The following is a 26208-nucleotide window of genomic DNA, read 5'->3' as shown; positions in this document are numbered from 1 at the left end:
GTGAACGACGCAAACCCCCGTTGGCAGCAAGCCGAGGGCGGTCCTGAGAACGAGAGAGACCCTTACGCGCAAGACCCCTACTACCAGCAGCAGTCCTACGGTTACGACCCGTACGCACAGCCCCATCCCGCGCAGCAGCAACAGGGGCAGCAGCCGCAGCAGCAGGCCGCTCAGCAGGCGCCGCCGCACGTCCCCCAGCAGCAGCCGCACCCCGGCTACCAGGACCCGTACTACGGCGACCCCTCGCAGACCTACGCCGGCCAGCAGCAGGGCTGGATCCCGCAGCAGCCCCAACAGCCGTACTACGAACAGGGACCGGGCCCCGGCGGCTACGGCCAGGGACAGGGCCACGCGCCGGGCCAGAGCCAGAGCCAGGGACAGGGCCAGGGTTACGGCGCGGGGCAGCCGCAGGCGTACGACACCGGGCAGCACACCGTCTACGAGACCGGCCAGCAGCCCCCCGTGTACGACACCGGCCAGCACGCGGTCCACGACACGGGCCGGCAGCAGCCGGTCTACGACACCGGTCCACAGCAGCCCGTCTACGACACGGGCCAGCAACCGGTCTACGACACCGGCCGGCACGCCGTGTACGAGACCGGGCAGCAGCCGCCGGTGTACGAGACAGGGCAGCAGCCGCCCGTGTACGACACCGGGCAGCAGCCGGTCTTCCACGAGGAGCCCGGGACGCGGCAGGCACCGGCCGCCGCGGGCGGGGCGAAGGGGCCCGACGGGCAGTATCTGACCGAGCAGTTCGCCTTCATCGACGAGGACTCGGAGGAGTCGGAAGAGGTCATCGACTGGCTGAAGTTCTCCGAGTCGCGCACCGAGCGCCGCGAGGAGGCCAAGCGGCGCGGCAAGAACCGCAAGGTCGGCCTGATCCTGCTGGTCGTGCTCGCGATGCTCGGCAGCGTCGGCTACCTGTGGCAGGCGGGCAAGCTGCCCGGCCTCGGCGACTCGAAGGGCCCGGCCGCGGCGGCGGGCGGCGCGCAGAAGCGCGACGTCATAGTCGTGCACCTGATGCCGGTCGACAAGGGCGCGCCCGCCACCGCGCTGCTGGTGGACAACGAGACCAAGGGCCGCGGTACGACGGTCCTGCTGCCCAACTCCCTCAACGTCACCACCGAGGACGGCACGTCGACCACCCTGGACAAGGCGGTCGGCGACGGCGTCGGCCCGACCAGGGACGCCCTCAACTCGCTGCTCGGCTCCGACATCAAGGGCACCTGGCGGCTGGACACCCCGTATCTGGAACTGCTGGTCGACTCGCTCGGCGACGTCTACGTCGACACCGACGCCGAGGTGAAGGGCACCGGCAAGGACAAGGACAAGACGCTGGTCCGGCAGGGCAAGCAGACCGAGCTGACCGGCCAGGCGGCCGTCGCGTACGCCACCTACCTCGCGCCGGGCGAGCCGCAGACCAAGCAGCTCAGCCGCTTCGGGCAGGTCATGCAGGCGCTGCTGAAGAAGATGCCCAGCGACGCGGCGTCCGCGACCAAGACCGTCCAGTCGCTGGCCCAGATCCTCGACCCGTCACTGACCGACCAGCAGCTCGGCGCGTCGCTCGCGCAGCTCGCGGAGCTGGCCAAGACCGGCGCGTACGACACGGCGATGCTGCCGGTGCAGAAGGACGGCACGCTCACCGCGAAGACCAGCGACAGCGTCGTCAAGGACATCCTCGGCGGCACGGTCAAGACCTCCGACGCGACCGCGCAGGCCCGCGTGCAGATCAAGGACGCCACCGGGGACAAGAAGTCGGGCCCGATGGCGCAGGCCGCGATCGTCAACGGCGGCACGTACACCTATGTGCCGGGCGGCACGGCGGACAAGTCCCAGGCCCTCTCGCAGATCGTCTACGGCGACGACGCGCGGCTGGCCGCGGCCAAGGACGTCGCGTCCACCCTGGGGCTGCCCGCGAGCGCGGTGAAGAAGGGCACGGTGCCGGCGACCGCGGACATCTCGGTGGTGCTCGGCAAGGACTACAAGCAGACGGGCCAGTGAGCGCCCGCCGCGGGCTCCGGTCGCCGGTCACCGAGCGTGGTGACCGGTCCGCGGCGCTCGGCGCATGGTGACCGGCGCGCGGGCTCCGGCCCACGGTGACCGGCGCGCGGTCACCGGCCCGTGGTGACCGGCGCGCGGTGATCGAAAAGGGGTCGGGGGCTGTCCGAGGGTCGTGAGACCCTTGGGTGACCAGCCCCCGACCCGAAAGTCTCCTCAGTGACCGCCACGGACCGTTCCATCGAGCTGACCCGTACCGCCGCCCAGGCCGCGGCCGACAAGCTCGCGCACGACATCATCGCCTACGACGTCAGCGACGTCCTCTCCATCACCGACACCTTCCTGGTGGCCTCCGCGCCCAACGACCGACAGGTCAAGGCCATCGTCGACGGCATCGAGGAGACCCTGGCCAAGGAGCTGGACGCCAAGCCGGTACGGCGCGAGGGCGAGCGGGACGGCCGCTGGGTGCTGCTCGACTACATCGACATCGTGGTGCACGTGCAGCACTCAGAGGAGCGGGTCTTCTACGCCCTGGAGCGGCTGTGGAAGGACTGCCCGGAGATCGAGCTGCCGCAGGACGCGGTCGCGACCCGCGGCAAGGGCGCCGAGCACGCCCAGGCGCAGGAGGCGCAGGACGAGGGAGACCTGAACTGAACGGGAACAAGGGCGGCCGTGGCCGCCGGATCGTGCTCTGGCGGCACGGCCAGACGGCCTGGAATCTCGAACAGCGCTTCCAGGGCAACACCGACATCGAGCTGACCGCCGAGGGCATCGCGCAGGCGCGCCGCGCCGCCCGGCTGCTCGCGGCGCTGCGGCCGGACGCGATCATCGCCTCCGACCTGCGCCGGGCCGCGGGCACCGCCGCGGAGCTTGCCGCGGTGACCCACCTGCCGGTCACGCACTACGAGGGCCTGCGCGAGACCTTCGCCGGAGCCTGGCAGGGCCTGACCCACACCGAGATCGTCGAGCGCTACGGCGAGCAGTACGCGGCCTGGAAGCGCGGCGAGCCGGTGCGGCGCGGCGGCGGCGAGCTGGAGACCGAGGTCGCCGACCGGGCCGCCCCCGTGGTGCTGACCGCCGCCGACAAGCTCGCCGACGACGGCGTCCTCGTCGTCGTCAGCCACGGCGGCACCATCCGCACCACCATCGGACGGCTGCTCGGCCTGGAGTCCACGAGCTGGGAGTCGCTCGGCGGCCTGACGAACTGCTGCTGGTCCGTCCTCGGCGAGGGCGCCCGCGGCTGGCGGCTGCTTGAGCACAACGCGGGCACCCTGCCGGAGCCGGTCCTCGGCGACGACACCTGAGCGCGCGCCGGACCGTGCTCGCGGCGGCCTCCGGACGGCCCTCGACCGGGTCCGGGACGCGTCCGCGCGCGGCGGTGCAGCGGATTTCGTTTCCGGCGCGCTCACCGGCTATGCTTCTTCTCGTCGCCGGGGAAACCCGCGCTGACGCGGGGCTGTAGCTCAGTTGGTAGAGCGCTTGCATGGCATGCAAGAGGTCCGGGGTTCAATTCCCCGTAGCTCCACAAGGTCGAGGGCGGAGTGTGCTCGCGGATAACGCGAGTCACCCCGCCCTCTGTCGTTTCTGCCCGGCTGCGCCTCGCGCCGCTGGGGCTTCGCCACCTGGAGCCCCGTGAGGTCGGCCGGGCCGGACGCCGAGGCGGGAGTACCCGGGAACAGGGTCCACACGCGACGTACGAAGGTCCCGTTCCCTCACCGGGGGAGCGGGATCTCTCCGTTCCGGCCCTCCCGCGTGGCCTGCTCGGCCTTCTCGCGCAGGATCTCGGAGAGCGGGCGGCCGTGCTCGGGGCAGCCGACGACCGGGTCGGGGATGGCCCGCAGGCGTTCGATCCGGCGGGTGTCCTGCGCGCCGAGCGGGGTGTAGACGACGATGCGGTGCTCGGCCATGCCGTCGATGCTCAGCTAGCTGGACGACAGATTGACGGTGCCGACAGCGTGGTGCCGGAAGACCTTGACCCGCCTGCCCGGCGCGGCCGCGGCCGCCGGGACCCCGGGGGCGGCGGGCGCGGTGCGGCGCGGTCTCGACCTGCCGGGCCTGGTCGTGCTCGGCGCCGCGGTGACGCTGCTCACCGTGCCGCTCGTCCTCGGGCCCACGCCTACGCCGTGACGTCGGCGGCCATGGCGGCGGTGTCGTCGGTCGGCGCCGTGGTCGGGGTCGAGTGGCGGCGGAGCGGGCGGCGCCGGGCCTGAGGCGCGGAGGGCCTGTGCCGGTGCGTCCTACGCGTCCTGCGCGGCCTCCGCGTCCTCCGCGTCCAGGAACGGGTAGTCGGTGTAGCCGCGCTCGTCGCCGCCGTAATACGTGGCCCGGTCCGGGGTGTTGAACGGTCCGCCCGCGCGGAGCCTGCGCGGCAAGTCGGGGTTGGCGAGGAAGAGGGCGCCGTACGAGAGCATGTCGGCGGTGCCGTCCTCGATCAGCGCCAGCTCCTCCGGGCCCGAAGGGCGGCCGACCGTACGGGCGTTGAGGATGAGGGCGCCGGAGAAGCGTTTGCGCAGCTCCAGGGTGAGCGCCCGGTCGTCGTTCTCGATGAGGTGCAGATACGCGGGGCCGACCGCTTCGATCGCCTGGACCAGCGCGACATACGTCGGTCCCGGCTCCGGCTCGTGGAGGTCGCCGAGCGGATTGCCGGGCGAGACGCGCAGGCCCGTACGGTCGGCGCCGATCGCCCCGGCCACCGCCGTGACCAGCTCGACCGCGAACCGTATCCGGCGCTCGGGGGAGCCGCCCCAGTCGTCGGTGCGGACATTGGAGTTGGGCGCGAGGAACTGGTGCGCGAGATAGCCGTTGGCCGCGTGCACCTCGACACCGTCGAAGCCCGCCGTGATCGCGTTGCGGGCCGCGGCGGCGTGGTCGGCCACGGTCTGCCGGATGCCGTCCTCGGTCAGCTCCTCGGGGACGACGAACTCCTTCGGCCCGTCCCGCGTGTAGACCGTGCCCTGGGCGGCGACGGCCGAGGCGCCGACCGGTATGAGGCCGTCGGGCAGCAGGGAGGGGTGGCCGATCCGGCCGGTGTGCATGAGCTGCGCGAAGATCCGGCCGCCCGCCGCGTGCACGGCGTCGGTGACCCGGCGCCAGGCGGCGATCTGCTCGTCGCTGTGCAGACCGGGAGTGTCGGGATAGCCCTGGCCGACGGGGGAGGGCTGGGCGCCCTCGGTGACGATCAGCCCGGCGGAGGCGCGCTGCGCGTAGTAGCGCACGGCGGCGTCGGTCGGGGCGAGTCCGGGACCGTACGCCCTGCTGCGGGTCATCGGTGCCATGACGATACGGTTCGGCAGCCGCACACCGCCGAGGTCGAGGGGGTCGAACGCGGTGGTCAAAGCGGTCTCCAGGCTCGTCCGGCGGCGGGGCTCGTAGTCGGCCGAAAGCCACCGTAACCGCGGATCCGCCCCGGAAATGTTGAGGATTCATGAACTTCCGGCCGGAGCGGCCGGGGCGGCCGGGGCGGCCGGAGCGGGGGCGGGCGCCGTGACCAGGGGCGGCGCGGGGTCGGGAGCCGCCTCCGGAATCGGCGCCGGACGACGGCTTTCGGCGGTTGACACGCGCCTGGAGGGCATGGTGTACAGCGCGCGGACGGCCAGCGTGCCCGCCAGCGCCAGGAACGCCACGGCCGCCAGCGGATAACCGGCCGACAGCAGTATCTGCGGGCCGCTCTGCCGCAGCTCCAGCCGTCCGGGGCCGTGCGGCACCGCCCACAGCGCGAAGGAGCAGAAGAGACCGCAGGCCGCGGCCGTCCCGGCCGCCCACCGCCAGTCCCCGCGGCGCAGCGCCTCGGAGCCGAGCAGCACCAGTATCGGCACCGCCCACACCCAGTGGTGCGACCACGACACCGGACTGACCAGCAGCGCCGTCATGGCGCAGGCCACCGCCGCCCACGCGGGCCCGTACGGCAGCCGGTCCCCGGCCAGCAGCGCCGCGACGGCCACCGCGAGCCCGGCCAGACCCGCCACGGCGGCGCCCGCCAGCCAGACCGTCCCCGGGTCCCCGGTGTGCTGGAACCGGGCGACCACCCCGCGCAGCGACTGATTGGCGGTGTCCTCGCCGAAGCCGACCCGGTCCGGCGCGAGCACCACCCCCGTCCAGAACCGCCGCGAGTCGTACGGCAGCGCGAGCGCCGCGACCGCGACCGTACCGGCGAAGGTGCCGCCCGCCACCAGCGCGCGCCGCACATAGGGCGCGCCGCTTCCCTCCCGGCGCAGCGCCGCCGCCCCCGCCACGGCCAGGAAGACGGCGAAGAGCGCGGGCGTCAGCTTGATCCCGGCGGCGATCCCGATCCCGGCCCCCGCCCAGCGGTGCGCGGCAGGGCGGGTCAGGTCCCACAGCACCAGCACCGCGAGCAGCAGATTGACCTGCCCGTAGCGCAGGGTCGTCCACACCGGCTCGCACCACACCGCCGCCGCGGCCACGGCGAGCACCACCGCGGCCCGCGGCGCGCGTACCGGACGGCCGGCCAGCCGCAGCGACAGCGCGACCAGCGCCACCAGCAGCAGCAGATTCCCGGCCGTCGCCGCCGTCCGCATCGCTCCGGGCCGCAGCCACGTCAGCGGCACGAACAGCAGCGCGGCGAACGGCGGATACGTCGTCGGCAGCCGCGCGTACGTCGCCCGCATCGCGTACAGGTCACCGCCGCCGCGTACCGTCAGGCCCTCGGCCCGGTACACCATGAGGTCGATCATCGACACGTGCGCGCCGCGCTGCGCCGTCCAGAATCCGGCGAAGGACGCGAGGCAGCCGACCCCGGCCGCGGTCACCGCCGCCCGCCGCCGTACCGCGCCCACGCCACCACGCTCCTCCCGCCGTCACAGAACTCCGAGGTCGGAGGCCCGCCACCGGCCGGAAACGAGTTGGCGGTCCCGGCCCGCGGCCGTGTAATGTATCCCGAGTCGCCGGGCCCACCGCCCGACACCACGCGGGGCTGTAGCTCAGTTGGTAGAGCGCTTGCATGGCATGCAAGAGGTCCGGGGTTCAATTCCCCGTAGCTCCACGAGTGAGAGAGCGAGACCTGTCCGCAGATGGCGGACGGATCTCGCTCTTTTCCGTTGCGCGGCGGCCGGCTTCTGCGGCCCCCGCGGGGCGCGGCTTCGGACCGGCCGCGGGCCCGGTCTGCTCTGGCCGGCCGCGGAATCCGTCACCCGACCGGCCTGACGGCTGGTCAACTACCCTGGGCGCACAGGGCGGAAGCGACGGGGGAGAGACCTCTTGGACCAGCTGGACTGGCAGTTGATCGACCGTGAGTTCCTCGCCGGTCGGCGCGAGGCCTCGCGGGAGAGTCTGGTCCGCTACTTCGACGGTGCCCTGCCGACCTGGGAGACGGTGCTGGCGGACGTGCCGCGCCGCGAGGCGGTCTCGCGTATCACCGGGAATCTGCTGTACGAGCGCGGCTCGGCGAGCACCGTGCACCTGGTGGTGGGCCCCAGCGGCGAGGGCAAGTCGACGCTGATCCGGCAGGTCGCCGTCGATCTCGCGAGCAGCCACGAGGACTGGCGGGTGTACTGGCGGGACTCCGGCGACACCCTGGACCTGAAGTGGATCGCGGAGCTGGACCCGGACCGCAACACGCTCTTCGTCTCGGACGACGCGGAGAAGATCGCGACCGGCTGCTTCGACGTCCTGCGGCGGCTTGAGGGCCGCTCGGACCTGCACTTCCTGCTGGCCGCGCGGGACACCGACTGGCGGGCCGTCAGGGCCGACTCGCTGCCGTGGAACACGCTGAACGTCACGCCGAAGCGGATCGCCCTGCGCGGCCTCGGCAAGGACGGCGTGGACGCGCGGGAGATCGTCGAGGCGTGGACGCGGTCGCAGGCGCTCGGCCAGCTCGCCTCGTACAACCAGGTCGAGGACCGCGTGGCGGCGCTGCTCGCGGCGGTCCGCGGCGAGGAGGCCAGCCTGGAGGACGGCGCGCTGCTCGGCGGCATGCTCCGGGTCCGCGTCGGCGACCGGCTGGACGGCCATGTGCAGCAGATGCTCGGACGCCTGGTCCACTACCCGTTGAGCAACGGCCGCACGCTCGCGTACGCCTTCTTCATGATCGCCGCCCTGCACGGCATCAATGTGCGGGAGATGTCGCCGCGGCTGCTCGCCGAGGCGCTCAACATCGACGTGAGCCGGGTCGAGGAGGAGATCGTCATCCCGCTCGGCGAGGAGGCGGCGGCGGCCCGCGCGGGCGACCGGCTGCTCGTCAGGCACCGCGCGGTCGCCGAGTCGGCGCTGCGCGTCGCCCGCAGCCTCGGCGTCGACATGAAGGACATCTACGCGCGCCTGACCCGCGTCGGCATCCGCGTGGCGACCCGGCCCGGAAGCGGCCTGGACGCCAAGGAGTTCCGGTACATGTCGCAGAAGCTGAGCAGCTCGCCCGAGTACGCGATCGGCTCCGCCCGCGCGGCCGTGGAGGAGGAGCCCGACGACCTGCGCCGGGTGGTCAACCTCGTCGTGGTGCTGCGGCACAACGCCATGAACGACGAGCTGACGGCGGTCGCGCAGGAGCATGTCGGCCGGATCCGTACGATGGTCAACTCCCGTGAGGCGGCCCGGCGGTTCTTCTACGAGTGGTCGATCGCGGAGGGCAAGTCCGGCCGTCCCGAGATCGCCTGCTGGCTCACCGCGGTGTCGCTGGCCGATCTGGCGTGGGCCGATCCGCTGCGCGACGAGCGGGACGTCGAGTGGCGGATGGCCGGTTTCGTACCGGGGTTCAAGGCGCTGGCCGCGCGCACCGTGGACGAGCGGTTCGCGCGCGGGGTGCGCGCGGTCGAGACGCTGCTGCGCGGCTGGCCGGTCAGCCCGCGTACCGAGCGGGACATGGTCATGTACCGCTCCTACGCCAAGAGTCAGGGCGTGCCGGAGATGGACCGCGACACCTGCCGTACGGAGTTGACGGCCGCGGTCGTGGCCGCCTGGCGATTGCGGTCGCGTGAACTTCCCGACGTTCCCGCGGGATCGACCTTGCGCTTCCACCGGCTGTTCCAGAAGCTGGACGAGCACCCCGCCTGACCGGGCGGGCGGCCCCGACGGGCCCCGCGCCCGATCGGGCACGGGACCTGAACGGCCATACGCACGACGGGCGGTGGCTACCGTTCCTTGACCCGCTCTTGGGAAAACCATGCCCCTGACATGAACCGATCAGCGAAAGAGTGTCGCTCTGCGGTACGAGCCGTACGGATAGCGGCGACACCGCACTTCGCGACAACTCGCTTCGCATGGGGGTTTCATGAGATTTGAGCGCAAGAGAACGCGTGTGGGACTGGTGGCGGCCGCCGCGCTGCCCCTGGTCGCCGGCGCGCTCGCGCTTGGCACCCAGTCCGCCACGGCCGACCAGCCCAGCGGACGCCAACTCCTCTCCGGCACCAAGCCGCAGTGGGCCACCACCCAGGCAGACAAGGGCGCGACCGCGAACACCGGCAAGGTGTCCGTCCGCGTCTATCTGGCCGGACGGGACGCGAAGGGCCTCGCGGCCTACGCCAAGTCCGTCTCGGATCCGAACTCGGCTGACTACGGTCACTATCTGACCACCGCGCAGACCCAGTCGCGCTACGGTGCGACGAAGGCCCAGATAGCCGAGGTCACCGACTGGCTGAAGTCCTCCGGCCTGAAGGTGACCGCGACCTCCCAGCACTACATCGCCGTGACCGGTGACGTGGCCGCCGCGGAGAAGGCTTTCGGCACCCAGCTCCACAACTACTCCAAGGCGGGCCACACTTACCACGCCCCGGCGACCACGGCGTCCGCGCCCGCCTCGCTCAAGGGCGCGGTGCTGACCGTCACCGGCCTGGACAACGCACCCAAGAAGTCCAGCCACGACGACACGCTGCCGCCTCCGGACGCGGTCTTCAAGAACGCCGGACCCTTCTCCACGTACTTCGGCTCGAACACCAACAACAAGCTCCCCAACGCGTACGGCACCAAGGCGCCTTACGCGATCAAGGGCTACACCGGTGAGCAGCTCCGTGCCGCGTACGGCGCCGGCAAGTACACCGGCAAGGGCGTGACGGTGGCCATCACCGACGCGTACGCCTCGCCGACCATCGCCGCCGACGCCTCGCAGTACGCCAAGCGCAACGGCGACCAGAAGTACAAGAAGGGCCAGCTCTCGCAGGTCCTGCCGAGCGAGTTCACCAACACCGACGAGTGCGGCGCGTCCGGCTGGTACGGCGAGGAGACGCTCGACGTCGAGGCCGTGCACGCGGTCGCCCCCGACGCGAACATCGTCTACCTCGGCGCGGCCTCCTGCTACGACGACGACTTCCTCGACACGCTCAACAAGGTCGTGGACGGCCACCTGGCCGACATCGTCTCCAACTCGTGGGGCGACGTCGAGGCCAACGAGACCCCGGACGTGGCCGCGGCCTACGACCAGGTCTTCCAGCAGGGCGCTGTCGAGGGCATCGGCTTCTACTTCTCCTCCGGTGACAACGGCGACAACGTCGCCTCCACCGGTGTGAAGCAGGCCGACACCCCCGGAAACTCCGACTGGGCCACCTCCGTCGGCGGCACCTCGCTGGCGGTCGGCAAGAACGACAAGTACAAGTGGGAGACCGGCTGGGGCACCGAGCGCGCCCCGCTGTCGGCCGACGGCAAGTCCTGGGTGGGCTTCCCCGGCCCGTACACCTCGGGCGCGGGCGGCGGCACCAGCAAGCTGTACGCGCAGCCGTACTACCAGCGCGGCGTCGTCCCCGACTCGCTGGCGCTCGCCAACGGCGGCACCGTCAAGCAGCGTGTCGAGCCCGACATCGCCGCGGTCGCCGACCCGAACACCGGCTTCCTCGTCGGTCAGACCCAGACCTTCCCCGACGGGTCGCTCCAGTACAGCGAGTACCGGATCGGCGGCACCTCGCTCGCCGCGCCGGTGATCGCGGGCGTCCAGGCGCTGTCGCAGCAGGCCCGTAACGGCATCGCGATCGGCTTCGCCAACCCGCTCATCTACAACAAGTACGGCACGTCCGCGTACCACGACGTGACCGACCACCCGCTGGGCCAGGGCCAGGGTCTCGCCGTCGTGCGTGTCGACTTCGCGAACGCCTTCGACGCCTCGGACGGCACGATCACCTCGCTCCGTACCCTCGGTGCGGACGCGTCGCTGCACGCCACGGTCGGCTACGACGATGTCACCGGCGTCGGCACCCCGGGTGCCGACTACGTGAAGTCGTACCTGCCGCCGAAGAAGAACGGCAAGCACTGAACGGTGTGACGCGGTTCTGAGAACGGTGTGACGCGGTTCTGGTCCGACGCGCCTCCGCGTTTCGGACATGGTTCTACGCCGATCCGGCGCGGATCCGAGGCGTGCGGACGCGCTTCGGAAGCGTTTCGGACGCGGTGAAGCGGGGCCCGTACCGGGGAGCGATCCTCGGTGCGGGCCCCGCCCCCGCTGCGGTAACCTGATGCCATGCGAGCTGTGAGCCTCCTGCTTAGCGAGCCGCGCTGACCGAGAACCCCGTCAGTGCGGCACCCCTCCTGCGCGAGGGGCTTTTTTGTTTCCGCAGGCAGCGACGGGCAGCAGGCTTCCGGGCCGCAGCCGTCAAGACATCGATGGAGTACCGAGGACGATGAGCGAGATCACCCCGGCCGCCGAGACGGCTGCGCCCCACCGCTACACGGCCGAACTGGCCGCGGACATCGAGGGCCGCTGGCAGGACTTCTGGCAGGCCCACGGCACCTACGAGGCGCCGAACCCCAGCGGCGACCTGGACGGCGACCCCGAGACGGCCGCGCGCCCCAAGAAATTCATCATGGACATGTTCCCGTACCCCTCGGGTGCGGGACTGCACGTCGGCCACCCGCTGGGCTACATCGCGACCGACGTCTACGCCCGCCACCAGCGGATGACCGGCCACAATGTGCTGCACACCCTGGGCTTCGACGCCTTCGGCCTGCCCGCCGAGCAGTACGCCGTACAGACCGGCACCCACCCGCGGGTCACCACCGAGGCCAACATCGTCACGATGACGGCGCAACTGCGGCGGCTGGGCCTGGGCCACGACAAGCGCCGCTCCTTCGCCACGATCGACCCCGAGTACTACCGCTGGACCCAGTGGATCTTCCTGCGGATCTTCAACTCCTGGTACGACGAGGAGGCCGCCCGCGCCCGCCCGATCAGCGAGCTGGTCGAGCAGTACGAGGGCGGCGTCCGCGCGACCCCCGACGGCCGCGCGTGGGCGGAGCTGACCGTCGCCGAGCGCGCCGGTGTCCTGGACGGCCACCGGCTGGCGTACGTCGCCCAGTCGCCGGTCAACTGGTGCCCCGGACTGGGCACCGTGCTGGCCAATGAGGAGGTCACCGCCGACGGCCGTTCCGAGCGCGGCAACTTCCCCGTCTTCAAGGCCAATCTGCGCCAGTGGATGATGCGCATCACCGCGTACGCCGACCGGCTGCTGGACGACCTGGACCTGCTGGACTGGCCCGAGGCCATCAAGCAGCAGCAGCGCAACTGGATCGGGCGCAGCGAAGGCGCGCGCGTCGACTTCCCCGTGGCCGGCGCCGACCGCCCGATCACGGTCTTCACCACCCGTCAGGACACGCTGTTCGGCGCCACCTATATGGTGCTGGCCCCCGAGCACGACCTGGTGGACGCGATCGTCCCCGACGCCTGGCCCGAGGGCACCCACCAGGTGTGGACCGGCGGCCACGCCACGCCCGCGGAGGCCGTCGCCGCCTACCGCAAATTCGCCTCCTCGAAGTCCGACGTGGAGCGGCAGGCCGACGCCAAGGAGAAGACCGGCGTCTTTACCGGCGCCTTCGCCGTAAACCCCGTCAGCGGTGAAAATGTCCCCGTCTTCATCGCGGACTACGTGCTGATGGGCTACGGCACCGGCGCCATCATGGCCGTGCCCGCCCACGACGCCCGCGACTTCGCCTTCGCCCGCGCCTTCGAACTGCCGATGCGCTGTGTCGTGGCCCCCACCGACGGCCGCGGCACCGACCCTGCCCAGTGGGACGACGCCTTCGGGTCGTACGACGCGACGATCGTCAACTCGGCCGGGTCCGGGGTGTCCCTGGACGGCCTGGGCGTGGTCGAGGCGAAGGCCGTGATCACCGCCTGGCTGGCCGAGCGCGGCATCGGCGAGGGCACCGTCAACTACCGGCTGCGCGACTGGCTGTTCAGCCGTCAGCGCTACTGGGGCGAGCCCTTCCCCGTCGTCTACGACGAGGACGGCGTCGTGCACGCGCTGCCCGACTCGATGCTGCCCGTCGCCCTGCCCGAGGTCGACGACTACAGCCCCCGCACCTTCGACCCCGACGACGCGGACACCTCCCCGGAGCCGCCGCTGTCGCGCAACGAGGACTGGGTGACGGTCGAGCTGGACCTGGGCGACGGCGTCCGCACGTACCGCCGCGAGACCAACACCATGCCCAACTGGGCCGGTTCCTGCTGGTACGAGCTGCGCTACCTGGACCCGCACAACAGCGAGCGGCTGGTCGACCCGGCCATCGAGCAGTACTGGATGGGCCCGCGCGAGGGGCAGCCCGCGGGCGGCGTCGACCTGTACGTCGGCGGCGCCGAGCACGCGGTGCTGCACCTGCTGTACGCCCGTTTCTGGCACAAGGTGCTGCACGACCTGGGCCACGTCTCGTCCGTGGAGCCGTTCCACCGGCTGTTCAACCAGGGCATGATCCAGGCGTTCGTCTACCGTGACGCGCGCGGCATCGCGGTGCCCGCTGTCGAGGTCGAGGAGCGGGACGGCGGCTGGTTCTACCAGGGCGAGCCCGTCAGCCGTGTGCTGGGCAAGATGGGCAAGTCCCTGAAGAACGCCGTGACGCCCGACGAGATCTGCGCCGAATACGGCGCCGACACCCTGCGCCTGTACGAGATGGCGATGGGCCCGCTGGACGTCTCCCGCCCCTGGGACACCCGCGCGGTCGTCGGCCAGTACCGGCTGTTGCAGCGCCTGTGGCGCAATGTCGTGGACGAGGCCACCGGCGCGGTGACCGTCTCCGAGGCCGAGCCCGACGAGGCCACGCTGCGCGCGCTGCACAAGGCGATCGACGGTGTCACCGGCGACATGGCGGGCCTGCGCTTCAACACCGCCATCGCCAAGATCACCGAACTGAACAACCACCTGACGAAGACGGGCGGCCCCGTGCCGCGCGCCATCGCCGAGCCCCTGGTGCTGCTGATCGCGCCCCTGGCGCCGCACATCGCCGAGGAGCTGTGGAGCAGGCTGGGCCACACCTCCTCCCTGGTGCACGAGCCCTTCCCGGTCGCCGACCCCGCCCTGGCGCAGGACGAGGCCGTCGTGTGCGTCGTCCAGATCAAGGGCAAGGTCAGGGCACGGTTGGAGGTTCCTCCGACCATTTCCGACACCGAGCTGGAGGCCCGGGCGCTGGCCGACCCGGCCGTCGTCGCGGCGCTGGGCGGTGCGGCGGTGCGCAAGGTGATCGTGCGGGCGCCGAAGCTGGTCAACATCGTGGTGTGAGGCCGCGGCTTCTTCGCAGGGGCGCCGCCTCGCGGAGCGCGACCCTTAAGGGGCAGGTTGGGGGATCGGCCGGATCCCGCGGCCTGCCCCTCCCGTTTACGGTGGAGACGTCTACGGTGGATGGTGGAGTGTCCGCCGTTCGAGGTTGGAGGAGAGCGCCCGTGGAAATCGCAGGCTTCGTCGTCCTGGTGCTCTTCCTCGCCTTCGTCACGCTCGGGGTCGTGGCCACCGTCAAGACCGTGCGCGCCGCGCGCCGCGGTGTCGCCCGCGCCTCGGCCCAGGCGCGCCGCGCCATCGAGGACACCCAGCTCAAGGCCCGCCGCTACACCACCACCGGCCCCGCGGGCCAGGTCGCGCAGCTCCGTCTCGACCTGCGCACCGCCATCGACAGCACCTTCCGCGCCCTCGAACACGACCCGTCGCTGACGGAGGCCGCCGGTCTCATGGCCCGCCTCAACGACCACGCCCGCACCCTCGACCGCGAGCTGGCCCTCCTGGAGCGCGAGCCCGACCGCGCCCGCCTCGCCGCGCTCCTCCCCGACCTCTCCACCCGCGCCCACCGCATCACCCACTCCGCGGACTCCCTGCGCTGGGCCGCCCAGGACCGCGCCCACCAGTTCGCCTCCGACGACCTCACCGCCCTCCGCCACCAGATCGACATCGAATCGGCCGCCCTCCGCCACTGGGAGCCGGCGGCTCCGCCGAAGCTGAGCCCGACTGCGGAGTAGGCCCTTTGGCGGGGTGCGAGGGGTGAGCCTGGCGGGGTGTGAGGGGTGAGCCGTTGGCGGTTGTGGCAGGCGTGAGCCCTCGGAGGGCCGCCAGGCGTGAGCCCTCGGAGGGCCGCCAGGGGTGAGCCTTTGGCGGGCCGCCAGAAGCCGAATGCGGCCCGTTCGGCGTGTGCGGCCGAAGCCCGAGCCTGGCGGGGTGCCAGAGGCGACGTGTCAGCCCGTCCGGCGTGTGCGGGCGGGCCCCGGGGCTGGGGCGGGGCGCCAGAAGCGAACCATCAGCCCGTCAGGCGTTTGTGGGGCACTTCCCGGCGGCAGCCGGGGGAGACCGGCCCGCCCGGCAGCGAGGGCCCGAGTACCGCCCCGACCTGCGCACCGGTAACCTCCCCGTCATGTCCCCGCATGTCGCCATCGTCACGGATTCCACGGCCTACCTCCACCCCGAGGCCGTGCGCCGGCACAACATCTCCGTCGTGCCGCTCACCGTGGTCATCGGCGACGAAGCCCTCGAAGAGGGCACCGAAATCTCCGCCCCCGCCGTGGCACGAGCCCTCCAGCGGCGCCATCCGGTCACCACCTCCCGCCCGTCCCCGGCCGAATTCGCCGCCGTCTATGAGGCCGTCGCCGACGCGGGCGCGGAGGCGATCGTCTCGCTCCACCTGTCCGGCGAGTTCTCCGGCACCTACGACGCGGCGCTGCTCGCGGCGAAGGAGGCGGCGGTACCGGTGCGGGTGGTCGACACCGGAATGGTCGCGATGGCGCTCGGCTTCACCGTCCTCGCGGCGGCCGAGACGGCGGAAGCGGGCGGCACCCCGGACGACATCGTCGCCGCCGCCGAGAAGCGGGCCGACGCCACCTCCGCGTACTTCTACGTCGACACGCTCGACTATCTGCGCCGGGGCGGCCGGATCGGCGCCGCCCAGGCGCTGTTCGGTTCCGCTCTCGCCGTGAAGCCGCTGCTGCGCCTCGTCGACGGCCGGATCGAGCTGATGGAGAAGGTCAGGACGGCCTCCAAGGCGATCACCCGGCTGGAGGAGATCGTCGTCGAGCAGGCGGGCACCCGCCGGGTGACCCTCGCCGTCCACCACCTCGCCTCCGCCGACCGCGCGGCGGCCCTCGCGGACCGGCTGCGGGAGCGGGTGCCGGGCCTCGACGACCTGGTGGTCAGCGAGGTGGGCGCGGTGATCGGCGCGCACACCGGGCCGGGGCTGCTCGGGGTCGTCATCTCGCCGCACTGAGCGGGGTGGGGGCCCGTTGGGGGCATGGGGCTTCGGCGGCGTGGGCGACCTGCGCGGTGTGAGCGGTGTGAGCGGTGTGCGCGGCCTGCGAGGTGCGCGGCCTGCGCGATGCGCGCGGTGTGAGCGGTCGGCGGGGCCGTCGGCCGGGGGTCTGAATCACCCTCACGGGTGACGGAGTTATCCACAATCGCCGAGTTGTCCACAGATTCAGACCAAGATCATCTTTCGGCGGTGATCGGGTCCAGCATCGGACCCATGAACTCTCTGGAACCGATCCGCACCGCCATCCGTCCGCAACGAAAGTCCGGCCCCGACCCGGCCGAGGTGCGCGAACGCGCCGCCGCGCTGTTCGGTACGGCGGTGGAGCGCGGCGCGCGGGAAGGGCCGCCGGGGGCGCGGTCGGAACCACCGGAACGGTCGGGGCCGTCGCCTGAGTCCACGCCTGAGTCCACGCCTGAGCCCTCGCCTGAGTCCACGCCTGCGCTCTCGGCCAAGCCCTCGCCTGAGCCGCTGCCGCTGCCGCTGCCTCTGTCTGAGCGGCCCGCGGTGGCCGAGGAACCGACCGGTCCGGTACGACGCCTGCGCACCTGGCTCTTCGTCCGCTGCGGGCTGGAGTTCAAGACGGTGCTGGCGTTGGTGGCCGTACTGGTCATCGCGGGTGGCCTCGCGGTGCAGCACTTCGTGGCGGGCCGCCCCCGGACGATCGCGGTGCCGCCGCCGCTGTCGTCGTCGGGGAGGCCGCTAACGGCCGTGGGCGCCTCGGCCATGGCGTCGGCGGCCACGACCACCCCCGCGCCGAAACTCACCGTGGACATCGCGGGCAAGGTCGCCAAGCCGGGGCTACGGCGGCTTCCTTCCGGCTCGCGCGTCGCCGACGCCCTCTCTGCCGCCGGCGGCGCCCTCCCCGGCACGGACACCAGCACCCTCAACCTCGCCCGCCCCCTCACCGACGGCGAACAGATCCTGGTCGGCATCGCCCCGGCCCCCGGTGCCCCGGCCGATCCCGGCGACCCCGCAGCCGCCGCCCCCGCCTCCCCGGTCAGCCTCAACTCCGCCACCGCCGCCCAACTCGACGCCCTGCCCGGCGTCGGCCCCGTCCTCGCCCAGCACATCCTCGACTTCCGCACCCAGCACGGCTCCTTCACCTCCGTCGACCAACTGCGCCAAGTCCCCGGCATCGGTGACCGCAAATTCACCACCCTCAAGCCCCTGGTCCACCCATGACCCGGCCCGTGCCCGGCAGCGACGACCCGGAGGGCGCTGGACCCGCGGCGAGCGAGCGGGCCGCTGTGCACGCGGCGGCGGCTTCGCGGCTCGGGGCCGCGAACCCACGGCAGGAGGGGCCGCCGGACTGGCGGTTGGTGTGCCCCGCGGTCGCGGCGTGGGGCGGGGCGGCGGTCGGGCCGGGGCTGGGGACGCGCGTCGGGACCGGGGTGGTGCTGGCGGCGCTCCTCGCGGGCGCGGCGCTGTTGGTGGCGGCAGGCGTGAGGGGCGGCGGACGGCGGGAGTTGGGGGCGGCGCTGGCGGTGGTGGTGCTGTGCGGGGCGGTGGGGGCGGGCGCGGCCGTGCTCGGGGAGGCGGACCGGTATCGGGGGCCGGTGGCGGGGATGGCCGAGCGCGGGGCGGTGGCGGAGGTCGAGCTGCGGGTGACAGGCGACCCGACGGAGGCCCGCCCACGGGTCCGGGGAGCCGCACAGGCGCCACGGACGGCCGTCGTCGGGGGAGAGGCGTTACGGGTCGGCGGCACGCGCGTCCGGACGCCGGTGGTGGTGCTGGCCGAGGGGGACATCGGGCGGTGGCTGAAGCTGCTGCCGTCCACGACGATCGCGGTCACGGCCCGGCTGGCCCCGGCGGACCGGCCGGGGGACAGGGCCGCCGCCCTGCTCAAGGCGCAGGGACCGCCGCGCGTCCTGGCACCGCCGAGCCTGCCGCAGCGCGTCGCGGGCCGACTCCGCGCGGGCCTGCGGGAGGCGAGCCGCCCACTGCCCGCGGACGCCCGAGCGCTGCTGCCGGGGCTGGTCGTGGGCGACACCACGGGCCTCACACCCGACCTGAAGGCCGCCTTCCGGGCCACCGACCTCACCCACCTCACGGCCGTCTCCGGAGGCAACCTCACGATCGTCCTGATCCTGCTGATCGGACCGCCGGGTGTGGCGATCAGGGCCGAACGACGCGGCCTGGCCGCCTCCTTGGGGCTGCCGCTCCGGCTGACGGCGCTGCTCGGCACGGGCCTGACGCTCGGATTCGTGCTGGTCTGCCGCCCGGACCCGAGCGTGTTGCGGGCCGCCGCCTGCGGGCTGATCACGCTGCTGGCCATCGGCACCGGCCGCCGCCGGTCCCTGCTCCCGGCGCTGGCCGCGGCGGTGCTGCTGCTGGTGCTGTACGAGCCGGAGCTGGCCCGCTCCTACGGCTTCGCGCTGTCGGTGCTCGCCACGGGCGCGCTGTTGACGCTGGCGCCCCGCTGGAGCGAGGCGTTACGGGCCAGGGGGGTGCCGCCGAGGCTGGCGGAGGCGCTGGCGGCGGCGGGGGCCGCGCAGGCGGTGTGCGGCCCGGTGATCGTGCTGCTGTCGGCTCGCCTCAGCCTGGTCGCGGTGCCGTGCAATCTGCTGGCGGAACCGGCGGTGGGTCCGGCCACGGTCCTCGGGTTCGGGGCACTGGCGCTCGCCCCGGTCGCGTTGCCCGCCGCCCGCGCGCTGGCGTGGCTCGCGGGCTGGCCGACCGGCTGGATCGCGGCGGTGGCCCGGCACGGCGCGGCGCTGCCGGGCGCCGAGGTCGCCTGGCCGGGCGGCTGGGCGGGCGCGGCGCTGCTGGCGGTGCTGACGGCGGCCGTCGTGGTCGGCGGCCGGGTGCTGCGGCGCAGGCCGTGGCTGTGCGTGGTATGCGCGTTCCTGCTGCTGCTCGCGCTGGTGCGGCCGGTGGAGCTGCCGAGGTTCGTGGCGGGCTGGCCGCCGGGCGGCTGGCGGTTCGCGATGTGCGACGTCGGGCAGGGCGACGCCCTGGCGCTGTCGGCGGGTCCGGGAGCGGCGGTCGTGGTGGACGCGGGGCCGGAGCCGGACAAGGTCGACCGCTGCCTGCGCGACCTGCGCGTCACCTCCGTGCCGCTGCTGATCCTGACGCACTTCCACGCCGACCACGTGGACGGTCTGCCGGGGGTGCTGCGGGGCCGCAGGGTGGGCGCGATCGAGACGACGGTGCTGGGCGAGCCGCCGCGGCAGGCCGGGGCCGTACGGTGGGAAGCGGCGGCGGCCGGGGTGCCGATGGTGCTCGCGGCGGCGGGGGAGCGGCGCGGTCTCGGCCCGCTGGAGTGGCGGGTGCTGTGGCCGCCGCCCAGTGCGGCGGCGCTGCCCGACAACGGGCCGAACGACGCCAGTGTGGCGCTGCTGGTCCGCACCGGCGGTCTGACGCTGCTGCTGATGGGCGACCTGGAACCGGCCGCGCAGGAGCGGCTGTTGGCGCAGGCGCCGGATCTGCCGCGGGTCGATGTCCTGAAGGTGGCGCACCACGGTTCGGCGTATCAGGACAAGGAGCTGTTCGACCGGGTGCGGCCGCGGCTCGCGGTGATCTCGGTCGGCGCGGACAACCCCTACGGTCATCCGGCGGCCCGGACGGTCGCGGCGCTGCGGGCGCTGGGGGCGGTGGTGCTGCGGACGGACACCGACGGGTCGATCGCGGTGGCCGAGGACGGGCGGGGGGAGCTGCGGACGACCGTGGCCGGGAAGGGGGCAGGGATGTAAAGGATTCTTTGTAAAGGAGTGCTTGTAAGGGAAGCTTTCTAAAGATAGCTTTAGATACATGGAGGACAAGCCGATGGAGTCCAAGGTCCAGCTCACCGACCCGCGCGCCCTGCGCGCCTACGCGCACCCCACGCGGATGTCGCTCGTCGGGCTGCTCCGCCGCGAGGGGCCGTTCACGGCGACGCGGGCGGCGGAGCTGACCGGCGAATCCGTCGCCAGTTGCTCGTACCACCTGCGGATACTCGCCAAATACGGCCTGGTGGAGGAGGCACCGCCAGGACCCGGGCGGGAGAAGCCGTGGCGGGCGACGGCCGAGTTCACGAGTTGGCCCGGCTACTCCGAGGACACGGCGGTCGCGTCGGCGGCCGAGGCGCTGACGGTAGCCGTCGCCGAGAACTACTTCCACCGGATGACGCGGGCCATCGAGACGCGCGGCGCACTGCCCCGGAAATGGCAGGAGGCCGAGCGCTTCACGGACACGTCCCTGTATGTGACGCCCGACGAACTGACCGCGCTCGGCGAGGAGATCGACGCGCTCCTGGCCCGGTACGCCGAGCGGATCAACGACCCGGCCCGCCGCCCCGAGGGCGCCCGGCGGGTGCCCTACCTCCAGATTGGCTACGTCGACCCCGAGCACCCCGAGCACCCCGAGGACGGCCGCCCTCCGGAACCCGACCCCGAGGAGAGGTGAGCGCCGTGGTGCCGGAACTGCTCAGGCAGCGCCCCTTCCGGCGGTACTGGACGGGCCAGACCGTCTCGCTGCTCGGTGACCAGATCACCTTTTTGGCCATTCCGCTCGCCGCCGTCCTCGTGCTGCACGCCGACGCGGCTCAGATGGGCTGGCTGTCGATGGCGGGTCTGCTGCCTGCGCTGCTGTTCTCGCTCCCGGCCGGGGCCTGGGCCGACCGACGCGGTCGCCGCAGGCAGACCATGATCGCCGTCGACCTGCTGAGGGCGGCCCTGATGGTCTCGCTCCCGGTGGGTTACGCCCTCGGGGTGCTCACCCTGGCGCAGCTCTACGCGGTCGCCTTCGCCGTCGGCACGCTCGCCGTCGTCTTCGACGTCTGCAACGCCACGCTGTTCGTGTCGCTGGTGCGCCCCGAGGAGTATGTGCGGGGCAATTCGCTGACCAGCGGCAGCCGGGCCTTCTCGTTCGTGGCGGGCCCCAGTGTCGGCGGCCTGCTCGTGCAGGTGCTCGCCGCACCGCTCGCGCTGCTCGCCGACGCCTGCTCGTATCTGGTCTCGGCCGTGCTGCTCGCGCGGATAGACCCGGTGGAACCACCGGCCGCGCCGCCGCGCAAAGGGCACTTCACGGCGGGGCTGCGCTTCATCGTCCGCTCCCGCGTGCTGCGCCCGCTCGCGGCGGCGGCTGCGACAGTGAACTTCTTCAACTTCGTCTTCCACACCCTGGTGATCCTCTACGCCGTCGAACAGCTCGGCCTGAACGCGGGGCTGTTGGGCATGGCCATCGGGGCCGGTGCGGTCGGCAGCGTGATCGGCGCGGTGCTCACCGGACGGATCGCCCGGTCGATCGGGGTCGGGCCGACCCTGGTCCTGGGATTCATAGGGTTCCCCGCGCCGCTGATCCTGATCCCGTTGGCGACCGGGCCGACACCGATGCTGCTCGCCGCCTTCTTCGCCGCTGAATTCGCCTCCGGCTTCGGCCTGATGCTGCTCGACATCGCCAGCGGCTCCTTGCAGAGCGCCGTCATACCCGACGCCCTGCGCTCACGGGTCAGCGGCGCCTTCCGCACCGTCAACTACGGTGTCCGCCCGCTCGGCGCGCTCGTCGGCGGCACCCTCGGCAGCGCGATCGGACTGCGCCCGACGCTGTGGATCGCCACCGTCGGCGGCCTGCTCAGCGTGCTGTGGCTGCTGCCCTCGCCGATACCGCGCATACGCGAACTCCCCGACGAGGAGCCCGACCCGGCGGCGGAAGCGCAAGCGGAGACGGAAGCGGCGGCGGATCGGAAGGCGGCGGCAGCGACGTAGGCCCGCGCACGCCGCCCCGCGCAGGCCGCCCCGCGTACCCCGCCCCGCTACTCCAGCCAGCCCTCGAACTGCGCGGCCAGCGCGTCCAGCGCCGACGTGTCGAGACGGGCGTCGCTGTCCTCGACGACCACCAGCCACTGGGCGTCCTCGGCGTCGTCCTCGCCCGCGAGGGCGTCCCGGACCAGGTGCGGCTCCTCGCGCAGGGCGAAGCGCGCGGTCAGCAGCTCGGCGACCTCCTCCGCGGCGTCGCGGTCGGGCAGCACCAGCACATGTCGTACGTCGCTCACCGCACCAGTGTCCCCGACGCGGTGCGGCGATGTCCGACCCCCGTGGGATGCTGGGCGGCGATGGCCAGGAAGACTGCTTCAGACGACCCGCTCGCTCCGCTCACGCTCGCCGTGGGCCAGGAGGACCTGCTGCTCGACCGCGCCGTGCGCGAGGTCGTCATGGCGGCCCGCGCGGCCGACGCGGACACCGATGTGCGGGACCTGGCCCCCGAGGCGCTCCAGCCGGGCACGCTGGCGGAGCTGACCAGCCCGTCGCTGTTCGCCGAGCGCAAGGTCGTGGTGGTGCGCAACGCGCAGGACCTGTCGGCGGACACGGTCAAGGACGTCAAGGCGTATCTGGCCGCGCCCGTCGAGGAGATCACGCTGGTCCTGCTGCACGCGGGCGGCGCCAAGGGCAAGGCGCTGCTGGACGCGGCGCGCAAGGCCGGGGCGCGCGAGGTGGCCTGCCCGAAGATGACGAAGCCCGCGGACCGGCTGGCGTTCGTGCGCGGCGAGTTCCGTACGCTGGGCCGCTCCGCGACGCCCGAGGCCACCCAGGCCCTGGTCGACTCGATCGGCAGCGACCTGCGGGAGCTGGCGAGCGCCTGCGCGCAGCTCGTCGCCGACATCGAAGGCACCATCGACGCGGCCGTGGTCGCCCGCTACTACACCGGCCGCGCCGAGGCCACCGGCTTCGAGGTCGCCGACCTCGCCGTCACCGGCCGTACCGCGGAGGCGCTGGAGCGGCTGCGCTGGGCTCTGTCCGTCGGCCAGCCGCTGCCCGGCATCACCTTCGCGCTGGCCTCCGGCGTCCGCGCCATCGGCAAGCTCGCCTCCGCGCCGCGCGGCGCCAACCCCGGCCAGCTCGCCAGGGACCTCGGCATGCCGCCCTGGAAGATCGACCGGGTCAGGCAGCAGATCCGCGGCTGGTCCGCGGACGGCGTCTCGACCGCCCTGCGGGCCGTCGCCGAGGCCGACGCCGCCGTCAAGGGCGGCAGCGCCGACCCCGCCTACGCCCTGGAGAAGGCCGTCGTCACCATCGCCCAGGCGTCCCGCGCCCGCTCCTGACCGGAGACCGGACCGCGCGGCCCTCGTGCAGCGCCCCTCGTGCAGCGACAGCACCCCTCCGACAGCGGCCCTCGTACAACAGAACCGCCCGTCCGGGACTCCCGGACGGGCGGTTCACGTCAGTGCTCTCACTGGGTGCGGTCGCGCCCGCGTGGCGAACGCAGATCGTGCGCGACCGCGGTGGTGCGAAGTGCGGGTCCGGGCGGTAGAGGGGCCGCTGGGTCCGGTTGCCCGCGATGAATCGAAAGAGCGGAGATCAGAGAGCGGAGACCGACTGAGCCAGCGCCGACTTCTTGTTGGCGGCCTGGTTCTTGTGGATGACGCCCTTGCTGACGGCCTTGTCGAGCTTCTTGGCGGCGAGACGAGCGGCCTCGGTGGCCTTCTCGGCGTCACCGGCGGCCACGGCCTCGCGGGTGCGACGGATCGCGGTCTTCAGCTCGGACTTGACGGCCTTGTTGCGCAGGCGCGCCTTCTCGTTGGTCTTGTTCCGCTTGATCTGGGACTTGATGTTCGCCACGAAAGAGCCTTCTCAGGTTCGATTGATACTTGGGTTGCTGCTTGGGGTGTGCTGCTCGGGGTTTGCCGCTTGGTACTGAAACGAGCAGATGCCTCGGGTTAGAGGGCACGAGGCACAGTGCTCCAGGCTACCAGCCGTTCACAGGACGGCCCAAACCGGTGCCGGTGCCGCAACCATGGGACGATAGCCCTTACGCCAGCCCCGCTCGCCCCGAGCAACCAGCCCGCCCGACCCGAGAAAATGGACCCTGCGTGCCCGCGACCCCTTCCCATGTGCCGGAGCCGAGCCGTACCGACCCGGCGTTGATCCGCAACTTCTGCATCATCGCGCACATCGACCACGGCAAGTCCACCCTCGCCGACCGGATGCTCCAGCTCACCGGCGTCGTCGACGCACGCCAGATGCGCGCCCAGTACCTCGACCGGATGGACATCGAGCGCGAGCGGGGCATCACGATCAAGTCGCAGGCCGTCCGGCTGCCCTGGGCGCCGACCACGGGCGACGGCACCGGCAGCACGCACATCCTGAACATGATCGACACCCCGGGCCACGTCGACTTCACCTACGAGGTCTCGCGGTCACTGGCCGCCTGCGAGGGCACGGTCCTGCTGGTCGACGCGGCGCAGGGCATCGAGGCGCAGACCCTCGCCAACCTCTACCTGGCGATGGAGAACGACCTGACGATCGTTCCCGTGCTGAACAAGATCGACCTGCCGGCCGCCCAGCCGGAGAAGTTCTCCGAGGAGCTGGCCAACCTCATCGGCTGCGACCCCTCCGATGTGCTCAAGGTCTCGGCGAAGACCGGCGTCGGCGTGGACGCGCTGCTCGACCGGGTGGTCCAGGACGTGCCGCCGCCGGTCGGCGTCGCCGACGCGCCCGCCCGCGCGATGATCTTCGACTCGGTCTACGACTCCTACCGGGGCGTGGTCACCTACGTCCGGGTCATCGACGGCCAGCTCACCAAGCGTGAGCGGATCAAGATGATGTCCACCGGCGCCACCCACGAACTGCTGGAGATCGGTGTCTCGTCGCCCGAGATGAAGCCGCACGACGGCCTCGGCGTCGGCGAGGTCGGCTATCTGATCACGGGTGTGAAGGACGTACGGCAGTCCAAGGTCGGTGACACCATCACCACCTTGAACCGCGGCGCGACCGAGGCGCTGGGCGGCTACAAGGACCCCAAGCCCATGGTGTTCTCCGGCCTCTACCCGCTGGACGGCTCGGACTACCCCGAGCTGCGCGAGGCGCTGGACAAGCTCCAGCTCAACGACGCGGCGCTGGTCTACGAGCCGGAGACGTCCGCCGCCCTCGGCTTCGGCTTCCGCGTCGGCTTCCTCGGCCTGCTGCACCTCGACGTGATCCGCGAGCGCCTGGAGCGCGAATTCGGCCTCGACCTGATCGCGACCGCGCCCAACGTGGTCTACCGCGTCGTCATGGAGGACCGCACCGAGCACACGGTCACCAACCCCAGCGAGTTCCCCGAGGGCAAGATCGCCGAGGTCTACGAGCCGGTGGTCAGGGCGACGGTGCTGGCGCCCACCGAGTTCATCGGCGCGATCATGGAGCTGTGCCAGAACCGGCGCGGCTCGCTGCTCGGCATGGACTACCTCTCCGAGGACCGGGTCGAGATCCGCTACACCCTGCCGCTGGCCGAGATCGTCTTCGACTTCTTCGACAACCTGAAGTCCAAGACCCGCGGCTACGCCTCGCTCGACTACGAGCCCACCGGCGAGCAGAGCGCCGACCTGGTCAAGGTCGACATCCTGCTGCACGGCGACAAGGTGGACGCCTTCTCCGCGATCACCCACAAGGACAAGGCGTACGCGTACGGCGTCCGGCTGGTGGCCAAGCTGCGCGAGCTGATCCCGCGGCAGAACTTCGAGGTGCCGATCCAGGCCGCCATCGGAGCCCGCGTGATCGCCCGCGAGACCGTCCGCGCCATCCGCAAGGACGTGCTGGCCAAGTGCTACGGCGGTGACATCTCGCGTAAGCGCAAGCTGCTGGAGAAGCAGAAGGAAGGCAAGAAGCGGATGAAGATGGTCGGCAACGTGGAGGTGCCGCAGGAGGCGTTCATCGCCGTCCTGTCGACCGACTCCGAGGGCGAGTCGAAGGCGAAGAAGTAGAAGAAGCAGGTGAGGGGCGGGGTCCGGGGCCGAAGCGGCAGGGGATGAGGCGAACGGGGCATCCGGGGCAACCGGCGGGCCTTCCCCTCTTACGCGCCGGGCGTCGGCCCTCTACCCTGATCCGACGT

At 72.3% G+C, this 26208-nt stretch carries 20 protein-coding genes and 2 tRNA genes; 17 read left to right on the top strand and 5 right to left on the bottom strand.

Features of this window, described 5'->3' with window-relative positions; translation table 11 throughout:
- The 4 genes from ACIO6U_RS04555 (at position 1) to ACIO6U_RS04540 (ending at position 3523) form a co-directional block, all read left to right on the top strand.
- On the top strand, positions 1 to 2001 hold the full coding sequence (locus tag ACIO6U_RS04555; RefSeq protein ID WP_401715491.1) for a LytR C-terminal domain-containing protein: 2001 nt from the start codon (positions 1 to 3) through the stop codon (positions 1999 to 2001).
- 216 nt (positions 2002 to 2217) lie between these two features.
- Positions 2218 to 2652: a ribosome silencing factor gene (gene rsfS, locus ACIO6U_RS04550; protein ID WP_355348921.1), complete on the top strand. Its 435-nt coding sequence runs from the start codon at positions 2218 to 2220 to the stop codon at positions 2650 to 2652.
- Positions 2649 to 3302 carry a histidine phosphatase family protein gene (locus ACIO6U_RS04545; RefSeq protein ID WP_401715847.1) on the top strand — a complete coding sequence of 218 codons (654 nt, stop codon included), beginning with the start codon at positions 2649 to 2651 and terminating at the stop codon, positions 3300 to 3302. The genes rsfS and ACIO6U_RS04545 overlap by 4 nt, the downstream gene beginning before the upstream one ends.
- Positions 3303 to 3450: 148 nt before the next feature.
- A tRNA-Ala gene (locus ACIO6U_RS04540) sits at positions 3451 to 3523 on the top strand.
- Between the two features lie 187 nt (positions 3524 to 3710).
- Here the strand turns inward: ACIO6U_RS04540 and ACIO6U_RS04535 are convergent.
- Positions 3711 to 3905, bottom strand: coding sequence for a hypothetical protein (locus ACIO6U_RS04535; protein WP_391047555.1), 195 nt, complete (start codon positions 3903 to 3905; stop codon positions 3711 to 3713).
- Between the two features lie 64 nt (positions 3906 to 3969).
- On the opposite strand from ACIO6U_RS04535, the gene ACIO6U_RS04530 reads away from it, so the two are divergent.
- Positions 3970 to 4125 (top strand): hypothetical protein, encoded by a 156-nt coding sequence (locus ACIO6U_RS04530; protein WP_401715489.1) that lies wholly within the window; start codon positions 3970 to 3972, stop codon positions 4123 to 4125.
- Positions 4126 to 4235: 110 nt separating this feature from the next.
- On the opposite strand, the gene ACIO6U_RS04525 is transcribed toward ACIO6U_RS04530, so the two are convergent.
- The gene (locus ACIO6U_RS04525; protein WP_391047552.1) at positions 4236 to 5333 is read right to left on the bottom strand and encodes an alkene reductase; all 1098 of its coding nucleotides are present in this window, start codon (positions 5331 to 5333) and stop codon (positions 4236 to 4238) included.
- Positions 5334 to 5420: 87 nt separating this feature from the next.
- Positions 5421 to 6791 (bottom strand): glycosyltransferase 87 family protein, encoded by a 1371-nt coding sequence (locus tag ACIO6U_RS04520; protein WP_391047550.1) that lies wholly within the window; start codon positions 6789 to 6791, stop codon positions 5421 to 5423.
- 133 nt (positions 6792 to 6924) lie between these two features.
- On the opposite strand from ACIO6U_RS04520, the gene ACIO6U_RS04515 reads away from it, so the two are divergent.
- From ACIO6U_RS04515 to ACIO6U_RS04470, 10 genes are all read left to right on the top strand, one after another.
- Positions 6925 to 6997 (top strand) — tRNA-Ala (locus tag ACIO6U_RS04515).
- Between the two features lie 215 nt (positions 6998 to 7212).
- A complete protein-coding gene (locus ACIO6U_RS04510) occupies positions 7213 to 9000 on the top strand; it encodes a hypothetical protein (RefSeq protein WP_391047549.1) in 1788 nt (595 codons plus the stop codon).
- Positions 9001 to 9217: 217 nt separating this feature from the next.
- The gene (locus ACIO6U_RS04505) at positions 9218 to 11185 is read left to right on the top strand and encodes a S53 family peptidase (RefSeq protein ID WP_355348903.1); all 1968 of its coding nucleotides are present in this window, start codon (positions 9218 to 9220) and stop codon (positions 11183 to 11185) included.
- A 364-nt stretch (positions 11186 to 11549) separates the two neighbouring features.
- Positions 11550 to 14417 (top strand): leucine--tRNA ligase, encoded by a 2868-nt coding sequence (gene leuS, locus ACIO6U_RS04500; protein WP_391047546.1) that lies wholly within the window; start codon positions 11550 to 11552, stop codon positions 14415 to 14417.
- Between the two features lie 161 nt (positions 14418 to 14578).
- The gene (locus ACIO6U_RS04495; protein ID WP_391047544.1) at positions 14579 to 15145 is read left to right on the top strand and encodes a hypothetical protein; all 567 of its coding nucleotides are present in this window, start codon (positions 14579 to 14581) and stop codon (positions 15143 to 15145) included.
- Between the two features lie 389 nt (positions 15146 to 15534).
- Entirely contained in the window at positions 15535 to 16380 is an 846-nt protein-coding gene (locus ACIO6U_RS04490) for a DegV family protein (protein ID WP_355348894.1), read from the top strand.
- A 255-nt stretch (positions 16381 to 16635) separates the two neighbouring features.
- Positions 16636 to 17604 carry a helix-hairpin-helix domain-containing protein gene (locus tag ACIO6U_RS04485; protein WP_401715485.1) on the top strand — a complete coding sequence of 323 codons (969 nt, stop codon included), beginning with the start codon at positions 16636 to 16638 and terminating at the stop codon, positions 17602 to 17604.
- The gene (locus ACIO6U_RS04480) at positions 17601 to 20114 is read left to right on the top strand and encodes a ComEC/Rec2 family competence protein (RefSeq protein ID WP_401715483.1); all 2514 of its coding nucleotides are present in this window, start codon (positions 17601 to 17603) and stop codon (positions 20112 to 20114) included. The genes ACIO6U_RS04485 and ACIO6U_RS04480 overlap by 4 nt, the downstream gene beginning before the upstream one ends.
- Positions 20115 to 20172: 58 nt before the next feature.
- Complete coding sequence (locus ACIO6U_RS04475; RefSeq protein WP_391047537.1) at positions 20173 to 20805, top strand: helix-turn-helix domain-containing protein; 633 nt, start codon at positions 20173 to 20175, stop codon at positions 20803 to 20805.
- A complete protein-coding gene (locus tag ACIO6U_RS04470) occupies positions 20802 to 22106 on the top strand; it encodes an MFS transporter (RefSeq protein ID WP_401715481.1) in 1305 nt (434 codons plus the stop codon). Before ACIO6U_RS04475 ends, ACIO6U_RS04470 begins: the two co-directional genes overlap by 4 nt.
- A 47-nt stretch (positions 22107 to 22153) precedes the next feature.
- Here ACIO6U_RS04470 and ACIO6U_RS04465 read toward each other — a convergent pair whose 3' ends face one another.
- A complete protein-coding gene (locus tag ACIO6U_RS04465; protein WP_391047534.1) occupies positions 22154 to 22393 on the bottom strand; it encodes a hypothetical protein in 240 nt (79 codons plus the stop codon).
- A gap of 60 nt (positions 22394 to 22453) precedes the next feature.
- Here ACIO6U_RS04465 and holA point away from each other — a divergent pair, with 60 nt between their 5' ends.
- Positions 22454 to 23440: a DNA polymerase III subunit delta gene (gene holA, locus ACIO6U_RS04460; RefSeq protein ID WP_355348876.1), complete on the top strand. Its 987-nt coding sequence runs from the start codon at positions 22454 to 22456 to the stop codon at positions 23438 to 23440.
- 256 nt (positions 23441 to 23696) lie between these two features.
- On the opposite strand, the gene rpsT is transcribed toward holA, so the two are convergent.
- Positions 23697 to 23957: a 30S ribosomal protein S20 gene (rpsT, locus tag ACIO6U_RS04455; RefSeq protein WP_188280821.1), complete on the bottom strand. Its 261-nt coding sequence runs from the start codon at positions 23955 to 23957 to the stop codon at positions 23697 to 23699.
- 251 nt (positions 23958 to 24208) lie between these two features.
- Here rpsT and lepA point away from each other — a divergent pair, with 251 nt between their 5' ends.
- A complete protein-coding gene (gene lepA / locus ACIO6U_RS04450) occupies positions 24209 to 26080 on the top strand; it encodes a translation elongation factor 4 (protein WP_355348872.1) in 1872 nt (623 codons plus the stop codon).
- Positions 26081 to 26208: the final 128 nt, after the last annotated feature.

It is taken from the genome of Streptomyces sp. NPDC087422, from assembly GCF_044744145.1.
GTDB lineage: Bacteria > Actinomycetota > Actinomycetes > Streptomycetales > Streptomycetaceae > Actinacidiphila.
This window is presented reverse-complemented; position numbering and strand designations above follow the sequence as displayed.